Below are 26,433 nucleotides of genomic sequence, written 5' to 3'. Positions count from 1 at the left end.
TGCATTATTTCACCACCTCTTGCTTTTTAAAGAGTTGGTTCGTCTTCAATTTTCTCCAGTACTCACCTAAATCGGCCTTCACTTCACCTGACAGCACATATAGGCCTATAATATTGGGGAAGGACATGGCCAAGATCATCATATCGGAAAAGTCGAGCACGGCCCCCAAACTTACCGATGCCCCGATCACGACAAACACCAAGAACAATATTTTATAGATCATCTCAGACTTCTTGCTTTTTCCGAAAAGATAGGTCCAGGCCCGCATACCGTAGTACGACCACGAGATCATGGTAGAAAAGGCGAAAAGGAAAACGGCCAAGGCCAGCACATAGGGGAACCAAGAAATTTGACTTCCAAATGCGTCGGAGGTAAGCTGTCCTCCGGCCATGCCCTGAACTTCGTGCATACCGGTAAAGATAAGTACCAAGGCCGTTAAGGTACATACGACCACCGTATCGATAAAGGGTTCGAGCAAGGCGACAAAACCTTCGGATGGCGGATGGTTGGTCTTGGCCGTACTATGGGCAATGGCCGCCGAACCAACCCCTGCCTCATTGGAAAAGGCCCCTCTTTGAAAACCGAGGACCAACACGCCTATAATACCTCCCTTGAGGGCGGAGGGATTAAAGGCACCCTCTATTATGGCCGAAAAGGCCGGCCCTATGTTCTGGATATTCATTACAATAACGGCCAAGGCAGCGAGTATATATATCGAAGCCATGATGGGTACCACCCTTCCGGTAACCTTGGCAATACTATTGATACCGCCGATGATGACCACCCCTACAAGAATGGCCGTAACCACACCGAACCAAAACCCATTGCCCGCCAAGGCAGGAAACTGCCCTGCAAGTTGCTCGAACGACTGGTTTGCCTGAAACATGTTTCCTCCCCCAAACGATGCACCGACCGCCAAAATGGCGAACAAACCGGCAAGAAGCCTACCCAAGCCCTTCATGTTCCTTTTTTCGAAGCCATACCTTAGATAGTTCATCGGGCCACCGAACACCCTTCCATCGGGAAGGATATCCCGGTACTTTACACCGAGGGTACATTCGACAAATTTGGACGACATCCCCAACAGCCCGCACACGATCATCCAGAACGTGGCGCCCGCGCCGCCCAATGAAACCGCTACGGCAACCCCGGCAATGTTGCCCAGGCCAACGGTACCCGAAACGGCCGTGGCCAGTGCCTGAAAATGGGTCACCTGCCCAGGGGCATCAGGATCGTCGTACTTGCCCTTGGCCAGATCGATCGAATGTTTGAAGCCGCGAATGTTGATAAAGCCCATACGGATGGTAAAAAAGAAGGCGCCCAGCACCAACCAGATGACGATAAAGGGAATACCCTTGGTAATGGGATCCCCGTTGGGGTGGGTCATAACCACCGGCTCGTCATAAACGATTTCGGCCAAATAGTGCGCTCCCTGTTCTATTACGTGTTCCGCATTTTCCGAATTGTAGATCACCTGTCCTTCGCCGACCAAATAGTTCAAAGACCCGGTAGCCTCGGCGACCACCGTCCTTTCCCCGTTCCTATCACTCGATATGACGGCGATCTGGTCTCCCTTGGCCACTTTTGCCCCTTCGGGCTTCAACCATTTTTTAAGAACGAACCTGTCGTTCACCTCGGCCGACCATCCTGGTGTGCCGACCATCTTTTTATCGGCATAGGCCACGGGATCGTATATACCTATTGCGGCAAAAGGGTCCCAAAACAAAACAGACCCCAAGGCTTTTACAGCTGGGGTCATGGTTCCGTTAAAAATTTCGGTAATGGCACTGGTCTCCACCTTATAGACCTTTGTGACGGTATCACCCTTCGAATCGGACACTACCACCGTATACGGCACCCCCTCGACCAGCCCCATGGCCTTGTTCGAGGTAAGAGGGGTAGACTGGTTGCTCCATTTATAGCTGTAGGGCGGGGTTCCTCCGAGCACCTGAAGGTCGATTACCCCATCGTTAATATTGTTCGAGGGGTTCAATACCTTGGCCTTTACGGTCAGCTCCTGGGAATTCGCCACTAAACCTAGCAGCATAAAAAATAACAGGGTAAGTTTCTTCATAATCGAATGTGTGGTGTTTGGCACTTCTATGTAGATAATTTTTTTTGCGATTGTGGCAATATCCTAAAAAATAGCAATACAATCAAATAATAACGTTGAATTAACGCAAGTATTGATGACCCATCACCCTATACGAAACATTTTGTTCAACTTTCTAATTTGCTCGGGCCGCCCCAATACGATAACCTTGCTCTTGGGCTGTAATTTTAAATCGGCCTCGGGGTTGATGATATAGTTCCCGTCAGGCTCGATATACCCTATTATCGTACATCCCGTCTTTTTTCTAAGGTCGAGGTCGCGCAGCGACCTGTACTGCATTTGGTTACTAAAATGTTCGATTTCGACCTCCTCCAGGTTGGTGGTGTTCTCGCCCTCCGTGCCCAGTTTGTCCATAAAGGTCGTCAGGTCGGGCATTACCACCAAGGAGGCCATATGGTCGCCCCCGATCTTATCGGGCATGATTACCTTATCGGCCCCGGCCAATTCCATTTTTTTCTGGGAGTTGACCAAAGAGGCCCTACTTATAATAAAGAGGTCGGAGTTCATTTGGCGCGCCGAAAGCACCACAAAGAGATTTGCCGCATCGTCGGGCAAGGCCACGATCAGGTATTGCGCCCTTTCTATACCGGCCTTTACCAATACCTCGTCCTCATTGGCATCGCCTTCGACAAAGAGCACCTCCCCATCGTATTTTTCAATGACCTCCTTATCCCTTTCGATTATGACAAAAGGCCTTTTGTAGGCCTTTAGGCGCTCCGCTGCCTGCATGCCGTTGCGGCCGAAACCGCAAACGATCACATGGCCCTGAAGTTTTTCAATTTGGTTTCTCACCCTTTTTCTCTTTAAAAGTTGTAGCGAATTTCTGCTCAATATATATTCGGTAAATACCGAAAGGGCAAAAGCAAAAATAAAAACACTGAATACGATTAAAAATACCGTAAAAATCTTTCCATCGGTTCCCAAGGGCCGAATTTCGCCAAAACCGACAGTGGTTACCGTAATAATGGTCATATAGAAGGCCTCGATCCAGGTATACCCGGCAATAAACCTGTAGCCCACGGCACCGACCAACAATACCACGACCATCAACAGAATGGCCAGGTATATTTTTGAACGGAAAAGCTTTAGCATATTCAGAGGTCAAATACGGAGGTTCGTTTGGTATAAACAAGGTCTTTGATCCTCAACCAAAAAGCCAGGAACAGGTATAGGGCAAAACCGAAGCCCAAGGTAACAAAGGTCAAATAAATAAAGGACGTTCGAACTACCCTGGCCCTGATACCAAGTCGCTCGGCAATTCTACGGCACACTTCAAAACCCCGCTTTTGAAAATAATAGAGAAGTCGATAAAAAAAGTCCATTGGTCAAAAAAATTTAGGACGACGATACCATCGATGGTTACCCTGCAAAAACATGCTTGCGTTCCCCACTTGGGCCGAGCCTTCCTCCAAAATTAATCATTTCAATGCAATAAGCTGGCCCCAATGCGACATTGAAGACACTTATTTTTTGTACAGTAGTAATCGTACAATTGCAATAACGACTGACTTTCCATGCCGTTCTTGACGGATACCCCTTGTTTTTTGAAGTTGGATATGATCGAGTTTTCCTCTGCCGCAAGGCCGGCGATGATTCCGAGGATTTCTTCGTGCACCGCCATACCGATTTTTCGGGCATGGCAGAACTTCAGCGGAAGCACGGTATTCAAAATCAACAGGTCAATAAACTTTTTGGTCAGCCGCTTTGCACTATTTTTCGATGGTTTCCCAAACGAAAAATGGTTCTGCCAATAGGGACTCGCCCCCACATCGAATAGTCGATAGAGCTCATTGACATGCGAGCTTCCGACCACCTTGGCGAAGAGGGTCTCGTGGGCATGGTACAGGTTGGCGAGCTGGGACAGCCTTAGGGTCGGAAAATTGGCCGGGCGCAATTTAAAAAAACTGGGACGTCGAACGGCCTCGTTTTCCAGACCGAACTTACTTTTTTGATACTCGAATTCTTGCTTTAGCCCTATGTAATACCCGTCGTGTACAGTTTCATCGGAAAGCAGATGGGCCATGCCCAGAAGAACGCTCTCCAACTTCATCAGATCGGGCCGCAACTTTCTCACCACCTTAAATTCAAGGGCTTCGCCCAGGCCCTTAAAGGCATCGGCATTGATTTTTGACCCGAAGCTGCGAAGCAGTAGCTTGAACAGTACTTCTTCCCAATCGTTGTTCGAGGCGGCCAACAGGGCGGCCACGCCGTTCGACTTGCGCTCGAGCCTTTCAAAGTACAAACGCTCGAGCCAAGCGCCCATTACAAACGAATCGACTTGGGCCAGGTTCCTTTCGCAGTTGACAAACGACACGTCGCGTTTATCGAACAAGGCCCGATAGTTCGTCAGTACCCGTTCCGATATGTAGTTTTTGAGCTCCAGGCTGGGCAATGGGGAATTGTCGCTTCGAAAAACCTCGGTGTCGTGCTCCCAGACCACGTGTAGAATGACGTTGTTGTAGTTGGGATCTTTTTCATGGCCGTGGGCATACCAATCGGACGACCTTAAATGGATCTCAACGTTGCCGGCCCAGAGTTGCCCGCCGATACTCACCTTGGCATTGAAAAAATCAGGACCGGCCAAATGATTATGGGTACCGACGTCCAGTAATTCTATCGGCTCCCCGTCGGTAGAAAACAACTCCCCTATTGAAAGCTTTTTGTACTTCCAGATAAAATGGAGCAAGTCTTCGCGCATTTTATTCGCTATTTAGGTTATAAAAAAGAAAAAGTCCAAGCACTTTGTATCGCCCTTGAACTTTTATATTCCAAACCCTGGTCCAACGACCGCTCTTCCTTATTCGGCGACTTCGCCTTCCCAGTTCATAAAACCACCTTCAAGGTTATAGGCCTTTTCAAAGCCGACACTGTTCATAATACTGCATGCCTGTGCACTTCGCGCACCCGACCTGCAATATACGTAGTACGACTTGGTTTTGTCAAGTTTTTCGATCTCGTCCAAGAAACCTTGCCCCAAATGTATATCAATATTGGTGGCACCGGGTATGTACCCATCCTCTACCTCTTCAGGGGTTCTTACGTCCAAAATAAACGCATTGTCGTCGTTTTCCAATTGTTCGCGCCACTCTTCCTGTGATAAATCCATAATACATCGATATTTTAATTTGCCACGGTTCGAACTGCCGTATGCCTCAGTTATATTCAAACACCAAAAATACATTTTTTTCACCTATCCGCACCCCTTATACGCATTAACAAAAATTTGTGAGTCACCATGGGGGAATATTCCAAAAACCAGATTACATTTGTATATACAAATATTGTAACAACATGAATGTTGAGAAGATTCTAAAGACGGATAAGAAAATACCCTTGGAACGCAGGACGATCATCCACTTTAGTTTGGTGCACAACAAAATAAGCGATACTGCCAATGCGGCCCTAAGGCCTTTTGGTGTGTCGATTCAGCAATTCAACGTTCTGAGGATCCTTCGGGGCCAAAAGGGCAGGCCGGCCAACCTATCTACCCTGAACGAAAGGATGGTCACTAAAATGAGCAATACCACAAGGTTGGTAGACAAGTTGATTTTAAAAGGACTTGTAGACAGAAAGGTCTGCCCCAGCAACCGGAGAAAGGTTGAAATACGTATCACGGAAGAGGGCGAAAAGATGCTGTTACAAATGGACAAGGCCATGGAACAGGCAGAAAATGAAATTTTGGCCAACCTCGACCGCGATGATTTGACAAAACTTAACGCCCTATTGGATAAATTTTAATTAACATAAAAAGATGAGTACTTATATCGACAACCTAAATTGGCGCTACGCCACCAAAAAATTCGATAAGGACAGGAAAATTTCCGACAATGACATGGCAACCTTAACGGAGGCCCTTTCACTAAGCGCATCCTCCTACGGGTTACAACCCTATAAAGTATTGGTGTTGACAGACCCGGAATTAAGGGCCAGGCTACAACCGGCAGCGTGGGGACAAGCTCAGATCACCGAGGCTTCGCACCTTATCGTTCTTGCCAACCAAACCACCTTCGGCGATGAACTCATAGACGACTACCTGAGCAACGTGAGTATGACCAGGGGCATTCCGCCCGAAGCACTTAAGGGATATGGAGAAATGATGAAGTCCAAACTATTGCCCTTGTCCGACCCGGAAAAAGCGGCATGGACTTCCCGGCAAGCCTACATTGCCTTGGGCAACCTACTCTCGGCAGCGGCCGATTTAAAGATAGACGCGTGCCCCATGGAAGGTTTCGACCCTCAACAATTCAATACCATTCTAGACCTTGAAAAGGAAAATTTGAACGCGGCCGTATTGGTTGCCCTTGGGTACCGATCCGAGGAAGACCAAACCCAACACTATAAAAAGGTCAGAAGACCCATAGAGAATTTAATCACCTATTTATAAACGTTTACCCTAATTATTCTATTAACTAATTACTATTAACTATTAACTATTAACTAAATTAAATCATGAAAAAAGGAGTATTCAGCATGGCCTTGGCCCTAGTATTTGGTGTTGCCACCGCAACCGAGCCAATCACGGAAGAAAAAAAAGAAGTAAAAACCGATGCCAGCACCATCACTTGGAAAGCCTATAAGGTTACCGGTTCGCACACCGGAACGGTAAACCTGAAGTCCGGAACACTTATCTTCGATGGCGATAAACTGACCGGAGGCGAATTTGTGGCCGACATGACCAGTTTGGTCTCTACCGATATGAGCGGCGAAGGAAAAGGAAAGCTCGAAGGTCACTTAAAATCCGACGATTTTTTCGGGGTAGAAAAGCACCCAACGTCAAAATTGGTCTTTACCAAAGTAAAAGCCACTGGAAAAAATGCATACGAGGTAACCGGAGACCTTACCATTAAAGGTATTACCAAACCCGTTACCTTTGATGTATCGGTTTACGGGAGCAAAGCTACCGCCAACGTAAAAATAGACAGGACCAAGTACGATGTAAAATACGGATCGGGCAGTTTCTTCGAAAATCTGGGCGATAAAACGATTTACGACGAGTTCGACCTGGTAGTCGACCTCGAATTTTAAATCGGTCCGACAATGGAAATCCAAGCCCTGCCGTTAACGCGATTGCAGGGCTTTATTTTTTTCGAACAAATCGGTTTGTGGTTTTAAAAATGATTTCTATATTTGGTCCAATGAACGGAATTAATACAAATACTTGGTGGTGGAACAACTCTCGACAGATATCGTGAGCTGAGCATCATTGTAGTAAAACTATAAAAAGGCTTGTCAATCACGACAAGCCTTTTCCTTTTGAATACGATCACTATGAAGTACAAGTTAAAATCCTATCACAAAAAAATTCTCGCCGATACCATTACCCCGGTCAGCGTCTATCTAAAGATCAGGGACCGCTTTCCCAACAGTATCTTGCTCGAAAGTAGCGACTACCACGCCAACGACAACAGCTTCTCTTACATCTGCTGCAACCCGATCGCCTCGATAAGGATCGAGAACGAAACCATTATCGAACGGTTTCCCGACCAAACGTCGCGTGAAACGGAAATCAATGCGGCTACCGATGTGGTAAAGGTCATTCACGACTTTAGCAAAAAGTTCGAGGCCGATGAGAGCGATTTCAAGTTTATCAACAACGGTATCTTCGGCTATATGGCCTATGACGCGGTACGCTACTACGAAGACATTAAAATCAATAAAAAAGAGGATTCGGTGGCCATACCCGACATCTATTATGCGGTGTACCAGAATATCATTGCCATAGACCACCATAAGAACGAGGCCTATATTTTTGCCCACTGTTTTAACACCGACGAAAACACGGCCGAAATAGCCCATATTTTGAACGTACGTACCTTTGCTTCGTACAATTTCTCCCTCGACGGCGAAGCCACCTCCAATCTAGAGGACGAAGAATACAAAGAGCACGTGCGATTGGCGAAAAAACACTGTCAACGTGGCGATGTTTTTCAACTGGTACTTTCCCGTAGGTTTTCCCAAGGGTTTAAGGGAGATGAGTTCAACGTGTACAGGGCCCTCCGTTCGGTCAACCCATCACCTTACCTATTTTACTTTGATTATGGCGATTTCAAGATCTTTGGAAGCTCACCGGAAGCACAGCTTATCGTAAAAAACGGCAAGGCCGAAATCCACCCGATTGCCGGGACCTTTAAACGCACCGGTAACGACGAACAAGACGCCCTTTTGGCCAAGCAGCTTACCGAAGACGACAAGGAAAACAGCGAACACGTCATGTTGGTCGACCTGGCCCGGAACGACCTGAGCCGGAACGGCAGTATGGTAGAGGTGACCAACTACAGGGAGGTACAGTTCTTCTCCCACGTCATCCATTTGGTATCGAAGGTCGTGGGCAAGAAAAAGAAAGATATCCCTACCATGAAAGTGGTGGCCGATACCTTTCCCGCAGGCACCTTGAGCGGCGCCCCCAAGCACATGGCCATGCAGCTTATCGAAAAATACGAAAAGACCAGTCGCGGCTACTACGGTGGGGCCATTGGGTTTATGGACTTTGACGGCAACTTTAACCACGCCATAATGATCCGTACATTTTTAAGCAAAAACCATCAATTGCACTATCAGGCCGGTGCAGGCCTTGTGGCCGCATCAGATCCCGAAGACGAACTGCAAGAAACCTACAACAAATTGGGCGCATTGACCAAGGCCTTGAAAATTGCCGAAACGATATAGAGATGAAGAAAATTTTAGTAATAGACAACTACGATAGTTTTACCTATAACTTAGTCCATTATTTAGAAGACCTGGATTGTGAGGTAATCGTAAAACGCAACGACCAATTGACCTTGGACGAAGTCGAGGCCTTTGACAAGATCGTGCTTTCCCCGGGCCCGGGAATACCCGATGAAGCCGGCCTCCTAAAGGAAATTATTACCAAATACGCCCCTACCAAAAGTATTTTCGGGGTCTGCTTGGGCCAGCAGGCCATAGGCGAGGTGTTCGGAGGTTCATTGATCAACCTGGACGAGGTGTACCACGGGATCGCCACCGAGATCAGCATTACCAAAGACGACCCCAATTTTGAGGGCCTGCCCAAAAAGATAAAGGTGGGCCGCTACCATTCATGGGTGGTAAGTCCCGACCTTCCCGAAAGCCTGGAGGCCACCTCGGTCGATGAAAACGGCCAGGTCATGTCGCTTCGCCATAAGGTTTACGATGTTTCTGCCGTTCAGTTCCATCCCGAATCGGTCTTGACGCCCGAAGGCAAAAAAATCCTTGCCAACTGGTTGAACAACTAAAGTCCGAAAACCACCGAAAACAGTAAGAAGAGTATCATGAAAGAAACATTGAACAGACTCATCAACCACGATATCCTCGAAAAAGAGGAAGCCAAGAAAGTGTTGGTGAACATTGCCAAAGGAGAGTACAATACAAGCCAGATCGCTGCCTTTTTAACGGTCTATATGATGCGCAGCATTGCCATAGAGGAGCTCGAAGGTTTTCGCGACGCCCTCTTGGAACTGTGCTTGGCGGTAGACCTTTCGGAATACGACCCAATCGACCTTTGCGGAACGGGCGGCGACGGTAAGGACACCTTCAACATTTCTACCTTGGCGTCGTTCGTAACGGCGGGTGCAGGGGTAAACGTAACCAAGCACGGCAACTACGGGGTTTCTTCCAAATGCGGGAGCAGCAACGTCATGGAATTCTTAGGGATCAAATTCAGTAACGAAGCCGACTTCCTAAAAAAATCGATTGACCAAGCGGGTATCTGTGTCCTTCATGCCCCCTTATTTCACCCTGCCATGAAAAACGTAGGTCCGATCAGAAAAGAATTGGCCGTAAAGACCTTTTTCAATATGTTGGGGCCCATGGTCAACCCGGCCTTTCCAAAGAATCAAATGGTCGGTGTCTTCAACCTCGAACTGGCCCGAATGTACGGCTACCTCTATCAGAACACCGATAAAAAATTTACCGTACTCCACGCCTTGGACGGCTATGACGAGATTTCGTTGACCGGCAATACCAAAACCATTTCCAATAATTCGGAGAGCATGTTGAAACCCGAGGATTTTGGTGTAGAAAAAATAGAACAGTCACAAATTGTCGGGGGCGACTCCATTGAAGATTCGGCCCAGATATTCTTAAATGTACTGCAAGGCCGAGGTACGGAAGCCCAGAACAATGTAGTCTGTGCCAATGCGGGAATCGCCATTGCCACGGTAAAGAACCTGAGTCCGAAAGAAGGTTTTGAACAAGCCAAGGAATCGCTATTGACCGGAAAAGGACTAAAGGCCTTGAAAAAACTGCAAGAATTGAGTAAAAACTAAACAAGGGCACCCCAGGGCCCATAGAAGATGAACATTCTAGACAAAATAGTAGCCGACAAACGCAAGGAAACAGACTTAAGAAAGTCGCTTATCCCCGTTTCCCAATTGGAAAATTCGGTCTTGTTCGCACGTGAGACGGTTTCTTTGGGCAAGGCCCTGCGAAACAGTTCAACCGGCATCATTGCCGAGCACAAGCGACGCTCGCCCTCCAAATCGGAAATCAACCAAGGCCTGAACGTTCAAGACGTAGCCCGCGGATACGAAAATGCAGGCGTCTGTGGCATGTCCGTTTTAACCGACGGGAAATACTTTGGCGGTTCGTTGGACGATCTGTTATTGGCCCGTGCTTCCGTACGCCTGCCCTTATTGAGAAAAGAATTTATTATAGACGAATATCAAATTTTGGAAGCCAGGGCCCATGGTGCCGATGTGATTCTTTTGATAGCCGCTATTTTATCGAAGGAGGAAATAAAAACCTTTTCGGAGTTGGCCAAAAGCCTAGACCTAGATGTGTTGTTAGAGGTGCACAACGAAGCCGAACTACAGAAAAGCATAATGCCCAGCCTCGACATGTTGGGCGTAAACAATCGAAACCTCAAGACTTTTGAGGTGAGTTTGGAGACCAGCAAATCGCTATCAAAACTCATTCCGGACGAGTTCGTTAAAGTATCGGAAAGCGGAATCAGCTCGATAGAGGCCATTAAAAATTTAAAACCTTACGGATATCAAGGGTTTTTGATCGGGGAAAATTTTATGAAAACGGACAATCCCGGTGAAAACGCCAAGGAATTCATTAAACAATTGTCGTAATTGCGACCCAATGCAATGACTCAAATGGACTATCATTACACGACCAAAAAATCAGGGCCTTCTACCATAGAAAATGCCCCAATCAAGCTGAAGGTGTGTGGTATGAACAAAAACACGACCGAAATTGCCGGACTAAGACCCGATTATCTCGGCTTTATTTTTTGGGAAAAATCCAAACGACATTTTACGGGCCCAATGCCACCCGTACCCCATACGGTAAAGAAAGTTGGCGTATTTGTCGATGCCAGCATTCAAACCGTTGTCGAACGCATACAAGACCACGACCTTTTGTTGGTGCAACTGCACGGTTCGGAAACGCCCGAATACTGCGCCGAGCTCAAGCAGAACGTAAAACACATTGCCATCATCAAAGTATTTTCGATTAAAGACGATTTTGATTTTGGAATAGTAAAGCCATATGAAACCGTATGCGATTTCTTTCTTTTCGATACCAAGGGGAAATTGCCCGGGGGAAATGGCTATGCCTTTGATTGGGAAGTTTTAAAAGACTACCCCTCTACCAAACCTTATTTTTTGAGCGGCGGTATCGGATTGAACGAAGTGGATTCCCTAAAGGAATTCATGACCCGGCCGGAAGCCAAATACTGCCACGCCATAGACGTGAACAGTAAGTTTGAGATAGAACCGGGTTTAAAGGATGTTGAAAAAGTAAAGGAATTTAAAAGAGTACTTAGTATCGAGTAAAACGTATGAAACCCTACTTTTTACTTTGTACTACAACTTCATATTAACTACAAATTGTTATGAAAACCTATCAAGCGGACGAAAAAGGATATTACGGGGAGTTTGGCGGCGCCTATATTCCTGAAATGTTGTACCCCAATACCGAGGAACTTCGGCAGAACTACATCCGCATCATGCAAGAACCTTCCTTTAAAAAGGAATTTGACCAATTGCTCAAAGATTATGTAGGACGCCCTACCCCGCTCTATTTTGCCGATCGGCTTTCAAGAAAATACAATACTAAAATATACCTGAAGCGCGAAGACCTTTGCCATACCGGTGCGCACAAGGTCAACAATACCATTGGGCAGATCCTAATGGCCAAAAAGTTGGGCAAAAACAGGATCATTGCCGAAACGGGTGCCGGCCAGCACGGGGTGGCCACTGCAACGGTCTGTGCCCTTATGGGCATCGAATGTGTCGTTTACATGGGCGAGATCGATATCGCCCGGCAAGCCCCAAACGTGGCCCGTATGAAGATGTTGGGCGCCGAGGTCAGACCTGCGCTTTCGGGCAGTAGAACCTTAAAAGACGCCACCAACGAGGCCATTCGCGACTGGATCAATAACCCTGTAGACACCCATTACATTATCGGTAGTGTGGTCGGACCACATCCCTACCCCGATATGGTAGCGCGCTTTCAGTCGGTAATTTCGGAAGAGATCAAATGGCAGCTGAAAGAAAAGGAAGGACGGGAGAATCCCGATTACGTAGTGGCCTGTGTGGGCGGGGGAAGTAACGCCGCGGGAGCTTTCTACCATTACCTGGATATTCCGGAAGTAGGCATCATAGCCGTTGAAGCGGCCGGAAAAGGAATTGACAGTGGCGAAAGTGCCGCTACCTCGGCCTTGGGCAAGGTAGGAATCATTCACGGCAGCAAAACCTTGTTAATGCAGACCCATGACGGACAAATCACCGAGCCCTACTCCATTTCCGCAGGATTGGATTATCCCGGGGTCGGACCCATGCATGCCAATCTGTATGCATCGGGCCGCGGGGAATTTATCTCCATTACCGATGACGATGCCATGAACGCCGGCTTGCTATTGTCTAAAATGGAAGGTATTATCCCGGCTATTGAATCTTCGCACGCACTAGCGATCTTGGAACACCGAAAATTCAAACCCGAAGATGTGGTAGTCATCAACCTATCGGGGCGTGGAGACAAGGACCTCAACAACTATATCGAATATTTTAACCTATAAAATACTTGGGCAAGATCTTACGGACCCTATAAAACGGCATCCCAAACGAACTTGCCCATCCTATTAAAAGGAAAAACAGCATTTGAAACTATGGGAAATAGAATCAACAAAAAACTGAAGGAAGAAGGCAAATTGCTTTCCATCTATTTTACGGCCGGCTATCCCAAACTGGGCGACACCGTAGAAATCATACAGCAATTGGAGAAAAACGGCGTCGATATGATCGAGATAGGGCTTCCGTTCAGTGACCCCCTGGCAGACGGCCCCACCATTCAACAAAGTTCCACAGCGGCCCTTAAAAACGGCATGACGACCGAAATTCTTTTCGACCAGCTAAAAGATATCCGCCAATCGGTTTCCATTCCGCTTATTATCATGGGCTACTTTAACCCCATGCTTCAATATGGCGTGGAGGCCTTCTGTAAAAAATGCCAGGAAATTGGCATAGACGGACTCATCATTCCCGATCTTCCGGTAGATGTCTATCACGAGGAATACCAAGAGACCTTTGAGAAATACGGCCTGATCAATGTATTCTTGATTACCCCACAGACTTCCGAGAAACGCATCCGATTTATAGATTCGGTTTCCAACGGATTCATTTACATGGTAAGCTCGGCCAGCGTCACCGGGGCACAATCGGGTTTCGGTGATGGGCAGCAAGCCTATTTTCAGCGTATTGCCGACATGAAGCTGAACAATCCCCAAATCGTAGGTTTCGGCATCAGTAATTCCGAAACTTTCGAGCAGGCCACAAAATCGGCCAAAGGGGCCATTATCGGTTCGGCCTTTATCAAACATTTAAACGGTCACGGCGTGGAGGGAATATCGACCTTTATCAAGACCATACGATAACCGAAGGAAAAACAAAACCACCATGGGCGATCTGATAAACAATTGGAAAATGGTCTTATTGCTCTGCCTCACGCTTGGCCTGGCCCCCTTTTTTCCCGAACCCCACATTTGGGGAAAGATCAAATGGATTATGGGCGGGGCGGTAAACATGAAGTTGATGGATTGGTTCGATGTGGTCTTGCACGGTTTTCCCTTTGTCTTATTGCTTCGCCTTATCATACTTAAAATCGGGAAACCACGTTCTCTATAGTGTACAAGGGCCCCAAGGGCTTTCAGCAATGTACCCAATTGTCGACGTCATGAAACGATACCTCTCCGTTATTCTTATCCTTGCAAGCTGTTGGGTCAAGGCCCAAGAGGTCAAGATCATCGATGCCAAAGACCGTTCCCCCGTTGCCTTCGCTACCATATCGTTTGGTAACGGACTGGGCACCTTTGCCGATGAGGACGGACACTTTACCTTTTCCGCCAAAAAGTATCCCGACATCGATACACTTTATATCTCGGCCCTGGGCTATTCGGAAAAGGCGGTTTTGATTCCCCGGGCAACGCCAACCCAGACCGTTGAATTGGAGCCCGAGATCGCCCAGCTGGCCGAGGTGATCGTCTCGGCCCCCAAAAAAGGGAAGTTCAGGGTGCGTCGGCAAAAGGCGGAAACCCATAAGGATATTTTTGCCTGTTGGCTGCCCACGGTGGAAAGCGAGATAGCCGTACTGTTCAAACGCCATGAAGGCCAGGTTTCTCAAATATCAAAACTCTACTTGCCCGTCAATGCCGAATCGGAATACAAGACCAAGGGAAAGGGTAAGTTCGCCACCATTTTCAGGGTGCAGTTCTACGAAAACAACAATGGAAGCCCCGGTGCGGGCATTCCCTATGAAAACGTCGTTTTTGCCATGGACGAAAAGGCCGATAAGGTTTTTGAACTCGACCTATTGTCCAACTCCATTTTCATTCCCGAGTCGGGACTTTTTGTTTCGATTCAAGTTTTGGGCTATGCCGATAAAGAGGGGAAATTGGTAGAGACCAAGAAATACCGCGAGATTAAAACGGCCCGTGGTATCCAAAAAATATCGACCTCCTTTAGGCCCCTGCTGCCCTTTGTAAAGGGTGAGGCCGATCAACGGACCTTTGTTCGCCGCATTTTTTTCAACGACAAAAAATGGCAGGTCTTTGACCGAAACTACAACCCCAACTCAAAACTGCTCCAAATCGGACATCGAAATTACGGCATGGGCGCCGAGTTCAGGGTTTTTGAAGACTAAATAAGGCCCAAAAACCAGAATAGGCCCTCCACCCTTCACCATCACAAAAAAAAAGGCCCTTACTTAAAAAGCAAGGGCCCTGTTCTTATGCCGAGTTTCTACTGGCGTTGATATTGCCGTAGAGCGATCGGGTAACGATTTTTTCGTACTCGTCGAGATAGGTGGTGTTCTGCCCGATTTTCTGTAAGGCATATTGTTGGATGACCAATAGGGGTAGAACAATGTTCTCGCGTATTCGTATCGATTCCCGCGAAACCGCCTCGTTTTCCATCAAGACCTTATTTCCGGAGATCAGCAAGAGCATTTTTTTCGAAAGCAGGTACTCTTCGTGCAGGATGTTCCAGAAGTCCCCATATTTCTTGTCTTCCTTCATGTAGCTGGTCAGTTCAAAATAGCATTTTGAGAGCGACATCATACTGTTCAACATCAGGGCCTTGAAGAAGGGCACCTCCTTGTACAGCTTCTTCACCTCTTTCAACCGACCTGCATCCTTCAGGGTCTTAATGGCCGTACCTATACCAAAATACCCCGGTACGTTCTGCTTCAACTGGCTCCACGAACCCACGAAGGAAATGGCCCTAAGGTCGCTCAGCTCCAATTTCTTCTTGTTTCCCCGTTTACCGGGCCTACTTCCGATATTGGCCTTTTGGTAATACTTTAGGGTACTCCTATTCTCCAAATACGGAATGAACATCTCGTGGTTTTTCAAGGCATCGTACTTTTTAAAGCTCAACTCCGAGAGTTCCTCTATCAATTTGCGCTGTTTGCTAGAAATCACGTTTTCCTTGCCAAAGAGGTTATTGGAAAGACCGGCCGTCAACAGCTGCTCGCTGTTGTGTATAAAATGTTCCTTGGTACCATAGGTACTGGTGATGGTCTGCCCCTGAATGGTAAGTTGGATCTCGTTGTTGGCCACGGCCTTGGTCTGTGCGGCATAGAAACGGTGTGTCTTTCCGCCTCCGCGTGCCGGTGGTCCACCACGTCCATCGAAGAAGATGGCATCTATCCCGTTCTGGTCGCAAATTTTTGACAGGGTCTCCTTGGTCTTGAGAATGGCCCAGTTGGCCTTGAGGTAGCCCCCGTCCTTGGTTCCGTCCGAAAAGCCCAACATAATGGTTTGCTTATTGCCCCTCTTTTCGAGGTGTTCCCTATAGGCCGGCAGGTCGAACAGTGCCCGCATGGTTTTTTCGGCCCCCTCCATACCAGTCATGGTCTCAAAGAGCGGAATAATGTCGAAGGTGATATCGCGATCGCCCCAACCGCACCACCTGAAGAGCCCGTATACGAAAAGTACCGAGAAAATATCCTCGGAGTTACTGATAATGTAACGGTTACACCCTTCTTCGCCATTGGTGGCCTGAATGGTCTTCAGTTGGGCAATGTTCTCTATGGTGTCCTTGACCAGGGCATCGGAATAATCGTCGGGATTCAAGGTCAGGTCTTTATGGATCAAAAGATCGATCAGTTCCCCTTCGGAAAGCTCCTCTATCGCCTCTTTGATAAGTCCGTTTTTCCTTAGGGCCGACTCTACGACCAATTTGTGTTTTCTGTGATCTTGCCGAATATCCAAGGTCGCAAAGTGGGTCTTGAATATCTTCACCTTGTCGAGGAAGAAATCAAGTTCCTTCAGGTAAATGCCATGGTACTTGGTGATCAAAAGTTCCCTGATTTCCAACAAGGGCTGTAGGATGTCTTCGTAGCCTATGGTCTTTTGGGTATCGAACATGGCCGTATAGAGGTTGTTCCTCAACTTTCCGATAGGCTCTTGCACCCCCTTGAAGGTCAATTTCTTTTGAATTCGCTTCAGGTCGTTGTAATAACACTTCATCAGCGTTATACGAAGCTCGTCGGCCACATCCTTGGTAATGGGAGCCGTTACGTAGGGGTTACCGTCCCTGTCGCCACCGGGCCAGAAGCCGAGCTTCATGATATTGTAATTGTTGAAATCGTTATTTCTGATATTGGCCTTGATATAGGCATAGAGTTCCCCGATGGCATCGTAGTAGGTATGCCGCAGGATGTAAATGATATTTTTGGCCTCGTCCAAGGGGGTAGGCTTCTTCGAGTTCAAGAGCGATGTGAGCCCCAACTGCTGTAAGACGACGTCTATATCGTCTATACGGTCTTCCAAGATCAATGAGCGCAGTTCTTGGATGATGTCGAGTACGGCCGGGGTATAAAACTGGGTAGGATGCGCCGTGAGCACAATACGGGCACTGAAGGTCGAGAGCTTTTTCGATACCTTGTCCCAACTCTTGCTCTTGTCGACAAGTTCAAAATAGTCTTTGATGGTCAAAGACCTTCGGTGGGCCTGTAGCTTGGGAAAAGCTGCATCTTCAACACTGTCGTAGAGCACTACCTGACGTTCGACGTACTGGATAATGCGGAACATAAAATCGATACGTTCCTTTTCGGAATCTATTTTGACATAGTTCTGAAAAAAGGCATCCAAAATTTCCTGTGGGTTCTGCCCCGAGGCCAGGCCTTTTTGGCATTGATCCAATAAGAGCGGGATAAGGATACCCACATTCTCGATATGCCGGTAGGGGAGGTTTAAGAACAGGCTGTTGTATACATTGAATTTATTATTGACCGATTTTTTGAACTCCTTCAGTTTTTCGTCTTGTTGTTGCATATACTTTTATGTAATAATGGTGTTAATGGTCCTAAACTAACTGTAAACACGATTCCGGCCCGTAAAGATCGGCATTCTGCGACGATTGCCAATCCTAGAATCTATCTTATAACAAAAATACCCACCTACACTACAAAAACAACAGTGTTGACAACAATAATTTCAGCAATGTAAAACGGATAGGTACTTTTACCATGTAATAATCAAGGAAGTAAATTTTTTCATTTTCATATAGTGTTCTCGTAAAAGAGCCTTATCGCAACCGATAGGGCTCTTTTTAGTTAGGGCCCGGAGCCTTCGTTTCCCTAGGAAGAAAAAACACCCTGTACTGCATCACCCTAAAATCCAGTGTATTAAAATCGGAATTGGCGGCTTTCATTTTCTTATAGGAAGGCAGGCTCCCTACGGCCCTGTTCGCTGCCCCCGAGGGAGCCGTCAATGACACCGTGCGTATGGCCCGCTTGGTTTGGGGCAATTTGAAACGGTAGATTCGGGGCACCTCATCCGAAACCGTTTCCAACTTGATGCCCCTCGGCCGAATCAGTTTCCTAAAAAAGTATTCGGGGCCGTTTTTACTGTTACCGCCCATAAAAAGCACGGTTTTCAAGTTTTGATAACGCTCCAAGTAGTGTACCAGGTCGCGTAAGCGAACGTTTACCATCCCCAGATCGGAGGCATCGACCTTAAGGCGCTCGGCGCTTTCGACAATATCGCAGACCCCGATCTTATTCGCCACCAAAAAGTTCTTGCGCTGTTCGACGGCATAGGGGCTGTTCTCGTACACCAGGCCCAAATCGAAAATACGGTCTAAAATGGGCCAGAGCATGCCGTTTCTACTGCCATAGCAAAAATCGACGTCATCGGGTTTCAGTTCCCCGGTCGTGAACCTGGGCGGCGGTAGGGTTCCCACAATCAGCTTTTCGGCCTCTTCGAAGACAAAGGGCTCATAGGGATGTTTGTGCAGAAACATCGGGACGTACTATTTAAGGGTCAGCACCAGGTCTTCGGAATTCACCAGCGAACCGCCCTGCAACTGAATTTTGGCAACCGTACCTTCTTCGGTGGCCGTAACCGTGGTTTCCATTTTCATCGCCTCGATAACGAACAAGGGCTGGTTTCTTTTTACCTCCTGCCCCGTTTTCACCACCACGTTCGAAAGCAAACCTTGCAAGGGGGCCCCTATCTGTTTCGGATCGTTCGGGTCGGCCTTTACATTTTCCTTCTTTTCGACCTTTATCGACCTATCTTTGATCATCACGTTTCTCAACTGCCCGTTGATCTTAAAAAAGATGCTGACGTTGCCTGCCTCATCGGGTTCCCCCTTCAGCATCAGCGAAATCAAAACGTTCTTGCCGCCTTCGAGCTCTACCATAATCTCTTCGCCCACATCCATGCCGTAAAAGAAGTTTTTGGTAGGTATGTTCACCACATTGCCATACTTGACATGGTTGTTGTAGGCGTCGATAAACACCTTCGGATACAATTTATAGGAAAGAAAGTCGGTAATCTCCAGTTTTCTGCCCATACCCTTTTTGAACTTTCTTTTGAATGATTTGAACTCCTTGTCGAAATCAACGGGTTCTAGATGGGCGTTGGGCCTATTGGTGTACGGCTTTTCGTCCTTTAGGACGATCTTTTGCAGTTTCTTTGGAAATCCGCCGACCGGTTGCCCCAGGTCGCCCCGAAAAAAACTTTTTACCGATTCGGGAAAGGAAATATCATCGCCCCTTTCCATCACATCCGCCACACTGAGGTTGTTACTGATCATGTACTGGGCCATATCGCCCACCACTTTCGAACTCGGGGTCACCTTGATAATATCGCCGAACATTTGGTTGACCTCGGCGTACATTTTGGTCACCTCGGTAAACTTGTCCTCAAGCCCCAAGGCAATGGCCTGTCCTTTTAGATTGGAATACTGCCCTCCGGGAATCTCATGGCGGTACACATCGCCCGTACCCGATTTGAGTCCCGATTCGAAGGTGTAATAGTAATTACGGACGGTTTCCCAATAATTGGAATACTCGGCCAACTTATCGGCATCCATCGGATTTTCGCGCTCGTGAAAACGGAGCATCTCCAACACCGAATTGAAATTGGGCTGAGAGGTGAGTCCCGAAAGTCCGCCCAAGGCCACATCGACCACGTCGACACCGGCTTCCACCGCCTTGAGATAGGTAGCCGTTTGAACCGACGAGGTATCGTGTGTGTGCAGGTGGATGGGAATGTTTATTTCGGATTTCAAGGCCTGGATCAGCTCAAAGGCCGCATTCGGCTTTAAGAGTCCCGCCATATCCTTGACCCCAAGAATGTGGGCCCCGGCATTTTCAATGTCCTTGGCCAGTTGGACGTAGTATTTGAGGTCGTATTTTGTTTTGGAGGGATCTAAGATATCGCCGGTGTAGCAGATGGAACCCTCGGCCAAGCCTCCCGTTCGCTTACGCACGTATTCGATACAGGGTGCGAGGGATTTCATCCAGTTGAGCGAATCGAAAATCCGGAAGACATCCACGCCCGTATTCCACGATTCCTCTACAAATTTTTCGATCAGGTTATCGGGATAGGCCGTATACCCCACCCCGTTGGATCCGCGAATAAGCATCTGCAGCAACACGTTGGGCATGGCCTTTCGCAAGAGGGCCAGGCGCTCCCACGGATTTTCGTGCAAAAACCTCAGGCAAACGTCAAAAGTGGCCCCTCCCCAGACTTCCATGGAAAATATTTCGGGATGGTTCTTGGCATAGCCTTCGGCCACCTTCATCATATCTACCGTACGCATGCGGGTGGCCAACAAACTCTGGTGGGCATCGCGCATGGTGGTATCGGTAAAATGCACTTTCTTTTCCGCCTTGAGCCACTGGGCAAATTGCTCAGGGCCCATTTCGGTCAACCGATCTTTGGTTCCCTTCGGATAGCCATCGGTTTTTGAAAACGACGGAACTTTGGGCTTTGTAAATTTTCGTTCGGGGTCGTAATTTTTTACATCGGGATTGCCGTTCACAATGGTCTCCCCCAAAAAGGTAATGAGCTTGTTGGCCCGGTTTCTGGGTTCGGTAAACTCGAAAAGCTTGGGTTCGTTCTTAATGAAATTTACCGTTACCTTTCCCTCCCTAAAGGTCTCGTGCTTCAAGATGTTGTCCAAAAAGGCCATATTGGTATTGACCCCGCGAATTCGGAACTCGGCCAGGGCACGCCGCATTTTTCTACAACAACCATCGAGGGTACGGCTACGCGCCGAAACCTTGACCAGCATCGAATCGAAGAAGGGCGAGATGACCACCCCTTGATAAAGGCTTCCCGCATCCAACCGGATACCGAAACCCGAGGCGCTTCTGTAGGTGGTAACCACCCCGTAATCGGGTTTAAAGTCGTTCGAGGGGTCTTCGGTAGTGATCCTGCACTGCAGGGCGACGCCGGTTACCTGAACCGATTCTTGGCTCGGTATTTTTATTTGGGTATCCGACAGTTTATATCCTCCGGCAATAAAAAGCTGGGCTTTTACCAGGTCGATATTGGTGATCATTTCGGTAACCGTATGCTCGACCTGGATGCGGGGGTTTACCTCGATAAAATAAATGCTTCCGTCATCATCGACCAAAAATTCCACCGTACCGATGTTGTTGTAGCCTACCGCCTTGCAGATATCGATGGCGTATTTGTAGAGACTGTCCTTGGTCTCTTGCGGCAGTCCTATCGACGGGGCAAACTCGATAACTTTCTGGTACCTTCGCTGCACCGAGCAATCGCGTTCGTACAGGTGTACAATGTTCCCATGGGTATCGGCCACGATCTGTATCTCGATATGCTTGGGGTTTTCCACAAACTTTTCGAGGAAGACCGTATCGTCGCCAAAGGCGTTGAGCGACTCCCTTTTGGCTTCGGGAAATCCCTTTTCCAGCTCTTCCTGGGTTCGGATCACGCGCATTCCACGCCCGCCGCCGCCGGAGGCCGCCTTTAACATCAAGGGGTAGCCAATCCGCTTGGCTTCGGCTATGGCCGTCTTTACGTCCTTTAGGTCCTTATCGCTGCTCTGGATTATGGGAATGTTGTTGGCAACGGCCACCTCCTTCGCGGTAATCTTGTCGCCCAAGGCCTTTAGGACGGAAACTTTGGGCCCTACGAATACAATTCCGTTGTCGGCACACTTTTGGGCGAAATCGGCATTTTCGGAAAGAAAGCCATAGCCCGGATGGATGGCGTCGACGTTGTTCTCCTTGGCCACCTGTATAATGGCATCGATATCCAGATACGGTTTTAGGGGTTCGTTGTCTTCCCCGATCTGGTACGATTCGTCCGCCTTGTAGCGGTGCAGGGAATACCGGTCTTCGTACGTATAGATACCAACGGTACGCACACCGATTTCAACACAGGCCCTAAAGATGCGTATAGCAATCTCTCCCCTGTTCGCTACTAAAACCTTTTTTATTTCCATATGGTGTGCCGTTTTAATTCGTACCTAAAAACCCATTCGAACAAACTTAACTTTTTTGGCCTTGTATAACAATACGATGGCCTCATAAATTACAAGAATTTTGTGATGTTTTTACGGTCAAAAAAAGTGGTTTTTAGACACTTATTTTGAATTTATAGGCCCAAACCCTTATTTTTAGGGAAAGAAACAACATATGGGAAAAGGAGATATCAAATCGAGAAGAGGTAAGATCGCCAATCGTTCTTATGGGGCCAGACGACCCCGAAAAATTAAGAGACGTCCCACCGTGGAGGAAAAGATCGACCTCAAGAAAAAGAAGTAGGCTATCGGATAAAGACCGGTTCATTTTCCTTTAGGGAATGTGCCTCACTAAATCGGTACCCGTCGTAATCAAATCCCTTAATATCGTCCAAGGACTGTGCATTGGTATTGACGATATACCGCACCATGGCCCCTCTTGCTTTTTTGGCAAAGAAGCTGATGATCTTTAGCTTATCGTTTTTCCAATCCTTAAAAACGGGGGCAATTACGGGAACCTTGAGTTTTTGCACATCAACGGCGTTAAAATATTCGTTACTGGCCAGGTTGACAAAAAGTTCGCCCTCTTCCAGTTCGGCATTTAGGGCCTCGGTAATGGTGTTTTTCCAAAATTCATATAGATTGTTCTTTCGGCCAACCTTGAGTTTGGTGCCCATTTCAAGTCGATAGGCCTGCATAAGGTCGAGCGGGCGCAGTATGCCGTAGAGGCCCGACAGTATTCGCAAGGTCTCTTGGAGCTGCCCTATTTGGGATGCATCCAAGGTAAAGGCGTCAAGGCCCTGATAGACATCGCCGCTAAACGTAAAAATGGCCGGTCTTGCGTTTTCGGGGGTAAACGGAATTTCAAACTTTTGGTTGCGTTCCCAGTTCAACTGGGCCAAATTATCGGAAATACCCATAAGCTCCTTCAATGCCTTCGGCTTTTTCTTGGCAAGGACCCGGTTCAATTGGAGCGCTTCCTGCAGAAATACAGGCTGAGTGGTCTCAACTTGGGGATATTCACTTTTAAAATCGAGCGACTTTGCTGGAGAAACAACTATTTTCATTGGGCAACGTATTGTTTGATGGTGTAAAAATAACGATGATCAAACAGATAACCTACCTCTTTTGGCAAGACTTGTCGATACCGTTATCGAGGTAATTTATACTCACTGGCTGTGCTTGGAGTAATGCCTCCACTTGTCGATACAATCGGCCATATCTTGGGGTATATCGCTGTCGAAGCGCATGACCTCGCCCGTTACCGGATGGGTAAAGCCCAAGGTTTTGGCATGCAGGGCCTGTCTGGGCAAGATCTTAAAGGCATTGTCTACGAACTGCTTGTACTTTGTAAAGGTGGTTCCCTTAAGAATTTTGTTTCCGCCGTACCTCTCATCGTTAAACAAGGTATGCCCGATATATTTCATGTGGACCCGGATCTGGTGGGTACGGCCGGTCTCCAACCGACATGAGACCAGGGTGACGTAGCCCAAACGCTCCAACACCTTATAATGGGTAACGGCTTCCTTGCCTTCGTCCCCATCGGGAAAAACCTGCATCTGCAATCGGTTTTTGGGATTACGCGCGATATGCCCCTCAATGGTCCCCTGATCTTCTTCCACATTGCCCCAGACCAAGGCAATGTACTCGCGTTCGGAAGTCTTGTCGAAAAACTGCTTGGCCAAATGGGTCATCGCCGCCTCGGTCTTGGCCACGACCAAGAGGCCCGAAGTATCCTTATCGATGCGGTGTACCAGACCGGGACGTTCGTTGCTGTTTACGGGCAGATCTTTGATATGGTATAGAAGTGCGTTGATAAGGGTACCCGAGTAATTGCCGTGCCCGGGGTGCACCACCATGCCCGCAGGTTTGTTCACCACGAGCAACACGTCGTCTTCGTACACGATATCCAAGGGTATGTCTTCGGGCACCAATAAAAACTCGTGCGGCGGATGCTCGAACATTACCTTTACCTCGTCGCCGGGCTTTACCTTGTAATTCTGTTTTACGATGGCGCCATTGACCCAAATGTGCCCGTTTTTGGCCGCCTGCTGGATTTTGTTGCGCGTAGCGTACTCGATAAAATTCATCAAGAACTTATCTACCCGCAAGGGTTCCTGTCCTTTTGAGGCCACGAAGCTGTGATGCTCAAAAAGTTCGTCATCGCTAAAATCGGGATTCTGTTGTGCTTGCATAGGCTATTCCGAATCGGCTTGAACCCGAGCTTGGTCGGTTATGGTGCCGTTTCCACAGACCAGTTCAATTTTGGAGGTTTTCGGCAATTTGTCGCCGGGCTTTACATATTTGCCCTTGTACTTGATGTGGTACACCATGTCCTTGCCCAGCTCATCGATATAGGTTACCCTTTGCACATCGAGCCCAACGGCCCGCAACATCGACGTGGCGTTACGCTGGGTAACCTGGATTATCTTTGGTATGCTTACCTTCTTATAGCCTGAAGGGTTGACCGTAAAATAAATCTTGCGGTTTTGTTTGACCTTATTGCCCGCAGGTGGGTTTTGATCGATGATCGAAAACCTCGGATAATCGGGATTGTAGTTCGCCGAGTCCAAGACCTCGTAACGCAGGCCGGCCTCCTCTACCGATTTTCTCATCTCGGGAACCGACATTTTTGAAAAATCGGGTACGATTACAAATTCACCGTGGTTGGTGGTACTATCCAACCACCTTAGGGTCAAGAAAACCAAAAGTATCGACACCAGAACGGCCAAACCCAACTGGATCAGAAACACCCTGCTTCTTAAAAAATTGAAAAAATTACGCATAAGGCAAGTTTAAACGCGACAAATATAAGTAATGAAGTCGTTTCATGCTTTGTTTGTCCCCAACTTAAATAATTAACGACAAAGTCTAAACGGATACCCGCTTTTCAATTAAACGAAAAAAAGACTTCCTTATTCTTACTTTAACCCTAATTACACCGAAAAAATTAAAACTTATTTTTTTACTACACTATCAAAAAAAACATAAAAAATCTGGTACTTTTTCTTTTCTTTGAAAATGCCAAGCAAATAATTTAGCAGAATGAAAAAACATATTGCCATTATCATGGGCGGTTATTCCAGTGAAGTTGAAATCTCGTTAAAGAGTGGCAACGTAGTTTACGATTCGCTCGACAAAGACAAATACGATTGCTACCGCATTCATATCTTAAGGGAGAAATGGGTTTATGTAGACGATAACCGGAAGGAACACCCCATCGACAAAGGTGATTTTTCGATCGATATCGATGGCCAAAAAATAAACTTTGACTGCGTGTTCAACGCCATTCACGGTACACCGGGCGAAGACGGACTGATGCAGGCCTATTTCGAATTGTTGAACATACCCCAGACCTCGTGCGATTACTACCAGTCTGCCCTGACCTTCAACAAACGCGATTTGCTAAGCACCTTAAGGCCCTATGGCATCAAATCGGCCACTTCGTTCTACTTGAATCTTGGCGACCCTATCGATGTTCAGGCCATTGTGGACAAAGTCGGCCTACCTTGCTTTGTTAAGGCCAACAAAGCGGGCAGTAGCTTTGGGATATCAAAGGTGTACCAGGCCGAAGATCTCGGGCCCGCAATCCAAAAGGCCTACCAAGAGGACGACGAGGTGATCATCGAGTCGTTTCTCGACGGAACCGAGGTTTCGGTAGGCGTCATCACCTACAAGGGACAAACGAAGGTATTGCCCATTACCGAAATCGTAAGTGAAAACGATTTTTTCGACTATGAGGCAAAATACCAAGGCAAATCAAAGGAAATAACGCCCGCCAGGCTGAGCCCCGAACAAGAACGGAACGTCGTCGAAACGGCCAAACGGGCTTACGAAGTACTAAAAATGAAGGGATATTCGAGAAGCGAGTTCATTTTTATCGGCGATGAACCCTACATGCTCGAAATGAATACCACGCCCGGCCTCACGGCCGAAAGCATACTACCCCAACAGGCCAAAACCGCGGGCATAAGCATGTCGGAGCTGTTTGAAAGCGCCATTGAAGAGGCCCTCAAGAAAAATACCTAACTTTAAAAGCCAAGGGCCCCACGTGGCCTTGCAACCGATCCACCCCCAAAGAGGGGGATTAAA

25 protein-coding genes are annotated in these 26,433 nt (G+C 47.6%); 14 read left to right on the top strand and 11 right to left on the bottom strand.

The features are described from left to right. Nucleotides 1-4 precede the first annotated feature (4 nt). The 5 genes from BUB37_RS14370 to BUB37_RS14350 all read right to left on the bottom strand — a co-directional run bounded on the left by BUB37_RS14370 (nt 5) and on the right by BUB37_RS14350 (nt 5,222). Nucleotides 5-2,074, bottom strand: a complete 2,070-nt coding sequence (locus tag BUB37_RS14370; RefSeq protein ID WP_072994509.1) for an amino acid carrier protein — start codon at nt 2,072-2,074, stop codon at nt 5-7. 123 nt (nt 2,075-2,197) lie between these two features. Next, the gene (locus tag BUB37_RS14365) at nt 2,198-3,205 is read right to left on the bottom strand and encodes a potassium channel family protein (protein ID WP_072994508.1); all 1,008 of its coding nucleotides are present in this window, start codon (nt 3,203-3,205) and stop codon (nt 2,198-2,200) included. A gap of 2 nt (nt 3,206-3,207) precedes the next feature. After that, nucleotides 3,208-3,435, bottom strand: a complete 228-nt coding sequence (locus BUB37_RS14360) for a PspC domain-containing protein (RefSeq protein WP_072994507.1) — start codon at nt 3,433-3,435, stop codon at nt 3,208-3,210. A gap of 101 nt (nt 3,436-3,536) precedes the next feature. After that, a complete protein-coding gene (locus BUB37_RS14355; protein WP_072994506.1) occupies nt 3,537-4,811 on the bottom strand; it encodes a DUF2851 family protein in 1,275 nt (424 codons plus the stop codon). A 99-nt stretch (nt 4,812-4,910) separates the two neighbouring features. Then, on the bottom strand, nt 4,911-5,222 hold the full coding sequence (locus tag BUB37_RS14350) for a rhodanese-like domain-containing protein (RefSeq protein WP_072994551.1): 312 nt from the start codon (nt 5,220-5,222) through the stop codon (nt 4,911-4,913). A gap of 182 nt (nt 5,223-5,404) precedes the next feature. On the opposite strand from BUB37_RS14350, the gene BUB37_RS14345 reads away from it, so the two are divergent. From BUB37_RS14345 to BUB37_RS14290, 12 genes are all read left to right on the top strand, one after another. Beyond that, entirely contained in the window at nt 5,405-5,851 is a 447-nt protein-coding gene (locus tag BUB37_RS14345) for a MarR family winged helix-turn-helix transcriptional regulator (protein ID WP_072994505.1), read from the top strand. 13 nt (nt 5,852-5,864) lie between these two features. Beyond that, a complete protein-coding gene (locus BUB37_RS14340; protein WP_072994504.1) occupies nt 5,865-6,497 on the top strand; it encodes an NAD(P)H-dependent oxidoreductase in 633 nt (210 codons plus the stop codon). Between the two features lie 65 nt (nt 6,498-6,562). Then, entirely contained in the window at nt 6,563-7,138 is a 576-nt protein-coding gene (locus BUB37_RS14335) for a YceI family protein (RefSeq protein WP_072994503.1), read from the top strand. A 243-nt stretch (nt 7,139-7,381) separates the two neighbouring features. Then, entirely contained in the window at nt 7,382-8,779 is a 1,398-nt protein-coding gene (locus BUB37_RS14330) for an anthranilate synthase component I family protein (protein WP_072994502.1), read from the top strand. 2 nt (nt 8,780-8,781) lie between these two features. Then, a complete protein-coding gene (locus BUB37_RS14325) occupies nt 8,782-9,345 on the top strand; it encodes an anthranilate synthase component II (RefSeq protein WP_072994501.1) in 564 nt (187 codons plus the stop codon). A 36-nt stretch (nt 9,346-9,381) separates the two neighbouring features. After that, entirely contained in the window at nt 9,382-10,377 is a 996-nt protein-coding gene (gene trpD, locus BUB37_RS14320; RefSeq protein WP_072994500.1) for an anthranilate phosphoribosyltransferase, read from the top strand. Nucleotides 10,378-10,404: 27 nt separating this feature from the next. Next, nucleotides 10,405-11,187 carry an indole-3-glycerol phosphate synthase TrpC gene (gene trpC / locus BUB37_RS14315; protein WP_072994499.1) on the top strand — a complete coding sequence of 261 codons (783 nt, stop codon included), beginning with the start codon at nt 10,405-10,407 and terminating at the stop codon, nt 11,185-11,187. 24 nt (nt 11,188-11,211) lie between these two features. After that, nucleotides 11,212-11,892, top strand: coding sequence for a phosphoribosylanthranilate isomerase (locus tag BUB37_RS14310; RefSeq protein ID WP_244526841.1), 681 nt, complete (start codon nt 11,212-11,214; stop codon nt 11,890-11,892). Nucleotides 11,893-11,951: 59 nt separating this feature from the next. Then, nucleotides 11,952-13,136, top strand: a complete 1,185-nt coding sequence (trpB, locus tag BUB37_RS14305) for a tryptophan synthase subunit beta (RefSeq protein ID WP_072994498.1) — start codon at nt 11,952-11,954, stop codon at nt 13,134-13,136. Between the two features lie 90 nt (nt 13,137-13,226). After that, nucleotides 13,227-13,991, top strand: a complete 765-nt coding sequence (trpA, locus tag BUB37_RS14300; RefSeq protein WP_072994497.1) for a tryptophan synthase subunit alpha — start codon at nt 13,227-13,229, stop codon at nt 13,989-13,991. 22 nt (nt 13,992-14,013) lie between these two features. After that, on the top strand, nt 14,014-14,241 hold the full coding sequence (locus BUB37_RS14295) for a hypothetical protein (protein ID WP_072994496.1): 228 nt from the start codon (nt 14,014-14,016) through the stop codon (nt 14,239-14,241). A gap of 49 nt (nt 14,242-14,290) precedes the next feature. Continuing rightward, nucleotides 14,291-15,256: a carboxypeptidase-like regulatory domain-containing protein gene (locus BUB37_RS14290; protein ID WP_072994495.1), complete on the top strand. Its 966-nt coding sequence runs from the start codon at nt 14,291-14,293 to the stop codon at nt 15,254-15,256. A gap of 85 nt (nt 15,257-15,341) precedes the next feature. On the opposite strand, the gene BUB37_RS14285 is transcribed toward BUB37_RS14290, so the two are convergent. The 3 genes from BUB37_RS14285 to BUB37_RS14275 all read right to left on the bottom strand — a co-directional run bounded on the left by BUB37_RS14285 (nt 15,342) and on the right by BUB37_RS14275 (nt 22,323). Then, nucleotides 15,342-17,891: a phosphoenolpyruvate carboxylase gene (locus BUB37_RS14285; RefSeq protein ID WP_072994494.1), complete on the bottom strand. Its 2,550-nt coding sequence runs from the start codon at nt 17,889-17,891 to the stop codon at nt 15,342-15,344. A 277-nt stretch (nt 17,892-18,168) separates the two neighbouring features. Then, entirely contained in the window at nt 18,169-18,861 is a 693-nt protein-coding gene (locus BUB37_RS14280; RefSeq protein WP_072994493.1) for a uracil-DNA glycosylase family protein, read from the bottom strand. A gap of 9 nt (nt 18,862-18,870) precedes the next feature. Then, nucleotides 18,871-22,323 (bottom strand): pyruvate carboxylase, encoded by a 3,453-nt coding sequence (locus BUB37_RS14275; protein ID WP_072994492.1) that lies wholly within the window; start codon nt 22,321-22,323, stop codon nt 18,871-18,873. A gap of 193 nt (nt 22,324-22,516) precedes the next feature. Here BUB37_RS14275 and BUB37_RS14270 point away from each other — a divergent pair, with 193 nt between their 5' ends. After that, nucleotides 22,517-22,645 (top strand): 30S ribosomal protein THX, encoded by a 129-nt coding sequence (locus BUB37_RS14270; RefSeq protein WP_072994491.1) that lies wholly within the window; start codon nt 22,517-22,519, stop codon nt 22,643-22,645. Nucleotide 22,646: 1 nt separating this feature from the next. On the opposite strand, the gene yaaA is transcribed toward BUB37_RS14270, so the two are convergent. From yaaA to BUB37_RS14255, 3 genes are all read right to left on the bottom strand, one after another. Further along, nucleotides 22,647-23,408 (bottom strand): peroxide stress protein YaaA, encoded by a 762-nt coding sequence (gene yaaA, locus BUB37_RS14265; protein ID WP_072994490.1) that lies wholly within the window; start codon nt 23,406-23,408, stop codon nt 22,647-22,649. Nucleotides 23,409-23,510: 102 nt separating this feature from the next. Then, nucleotides 23,511-24,536, bottom strand: coding sequence for an RluA family pseudouridine synthase (locus BUB37_RS14260; protein WP_072994489.1), 1,026 nt, complete (start codon nt 24,534-24,536; stop codon nt 23,511-23,513). 3 nt (nt 24,537-24,539) lie between these two features. Beyond that, entirely contained in the window at nt 24,540-25,127 is a 588-nt protein-coding gene (locus BUB37_RS14255) for a PASTA domain-containing protein (RefSeq protein WP_072994488.1), read from the bottom strand. Nucleotides 25,128-25,386: 259 nt separating this feature from the next. Between BUB37_RS14255 and BUB37_RS14250 the strand changes: the two genes are divergently transcribed. Continuing rightward, nucleotides 25,387-26,370: a D-alanine--D-alanine ligase gene (locus BUB37_RS14250; RefSeq protein ID WP_072994487.1), complete on the top strand. Its 984-nt coding sequence runs from the start codon at nt 25,387-25,389 to the stop codon at nt 26,368-26,370. Nucleotides 26,371-26,433 lie beyond the last annotated feature (63 nt).

The sequence above is a fragment of the Pseudozobellia thermophila genome, assembly GCF_900141855.1.
GTDB classification, from domain to species: Bacteria; Bacteroidota; Bacteroidia; order Flavobacteriales; family Flavobacteriaceae; genus Pseudozobellia; species Pseudozobellia thermophila.
Note: the sequence above shows the minus strand (reverse complement) of the source record. Positions and strands in the feature narration are given on the sequence as shown.

Bases quoted from the DNA above. Each gene is read 5' to 3' on its own strand.
- BUB37_RS14370 (WP_072994509.1), bottom strand. From the start codon at position 2,074: ATGAAGAAACTTACCCTGTTATTTTTTATGCTGCTAGGTTTAGTGGCG.
- BUB37_RS14365 (WP_072994508.1), bottom strand. From the start codon at position 3,205: ATGCTAAAGCTTTTCCGTTCAAAAATATACCTGGCCATTCTGTTGATG.
- BUB37_RS14360 (WP_072994507.1), bottom strand. From the start codon at position 3,435: ATGGACTTTTTTTATCGACTTCTCTATTATTTTCAAAAGCGGGGTTTT.
- BUB37_RS14355 (WP_072994506.1), bottom strand. From the start codon at position 4,811: ATGCGCGAAGACTTGCTCCATTTTATCTGGAAGTACAAAAAGCTTTCA.
- BUB37_RS14345 (WP_072994505.1), top strand. From the start codon at position 5,405: ATGAATGTTGAGAAGATTCTAAAGACGGATAAGAAAATACCCTTGGAA.
- BUB37_RS14340 (WP_072994504.1), top strand. From the start codon at position 5,865: ATGAGTACTTATATCGACAACCTAAATTGGCGCTACGCCACCAAAAAA.
- BUB37_RS14335 (WP_072994503.1), top strand. From the start codon at position 6,563: ATGAAAAAAGGAGTATTCAGCATGGCCTTGGCCCTAGTATTTGGTGTT.
- BUB37_RS14330 (WP_072994502.1), top strand. From the start codon at position 7,382: ATGAAGTACAAGTTAAAATCCTATCACAAAAAAATTCTCGCCGATACC.
- BUB37_RS14325 (WP_072994501.1), top strand. From the start codon at position 8,782: ATGAAGAAAATTTTAGTAATAGACAACTACGATAGTTTTACCTATAAC.
- trpD (WP_072994500.1), top strand. From the start codon at position 9,382: ATGAAAGAAACATTGAACAGACTCATCAACCACGATATCCTCGAAAAA.
- trpC (WP_072994499.1), top strand. From the start codon at position 10,405: ATGAACATTCTAGACAAAATAGTAGCCGACAAACGCAAGGAAACAGAC.
- BUB37_RS14310 (WP_244526841.1), top strand. From the start codon at position 11,212: ATGGACTATCATTACACGACCAAAAAATCAGGGCCTTCTACCATAGAA.
- trpB (WP_072994498.1), top strand. From the start codon at position 11,952: ATGAAAACCTATCAAGCGGACGAAAAAGGATATTACGGGGAGTTTGGC.
- trpA (WP_072994497.1), top strand. From the start codon at position 13,227: ATGGGAAATAGAATCAACAAAAAACTGAAGGAAGAAGGCAAATTGCTT.
- BUB37_RS14295 (WP_072994496.1), top strand. From the start codon at position 14,014: ATGGGCGATCTGATAAACAATTGGAAAATGGTCTTATTGCTCTGCCTC.
- BUB37_RS14290 (WP_072994495.1), top strand. From the start codon at position 14,291: ATGAAACGATACCTCTCCGTTATTCTTATCCTTGCAAGCTGTTGGGTC.
- BUB37_RS14285 (WP_072994494.1), bottom strand. From the start codon at position 17,891: ATGCAACAACAAGACGAAAAACTGAAGGAGTTCAAAAAATCGGTCAAT.
- BUB37_RS14280 (WP_072994493.1), bottom strand. From the start codon at position 18,861: ATGTTTCTGCACAAACATCCCTATGAGCCCTTTGTCTTCGAAGAGGCC.
- BUB37_RS14275 (WP_072994492.1), bottom strand. From the start codon at position 22,323: ATGGAAATAAAAAAGGTTTTAGTAGCGAACAGGGGAGAGATTGCTATA.
- BUB37_RS14270 (WP_072994491.1), top strand. From the start codon at position 22,517: ATGGGAAAAGGAGATATCAAATCGAGAAGAGGTAAGATCGCCAATCGT.
- yaaA (WP_072994490.1), bottom strand. From the start codon at position 23,408: ATGAAAATAGTTGTTTCTCCAGCAAAGTCGCTCGATTTTAAAAGTGAA.
- BUB37_RS14260 (WP_072994489.1), bottom strand. From the start codon at position 24,536: ATGCAAGCACAACAGAATCCCGATTTTAGCGATGACGAACTTTTTGAG.
- BUB37_RS14255 (WP_072994488.1), bottom strand. From the start codon at position 25,127: ATGCGTAATTTTTTCAATTTTTTAAGAAGCAGGGTGTTTCTGATCCAG.
- BUB37_RS14250 (WP_072994487.1), top strand. From the start codon at position 25,387: ATGAAAAAACATATTGCCATTATCATGGGCGGTTATTCCAGTGAAGTT.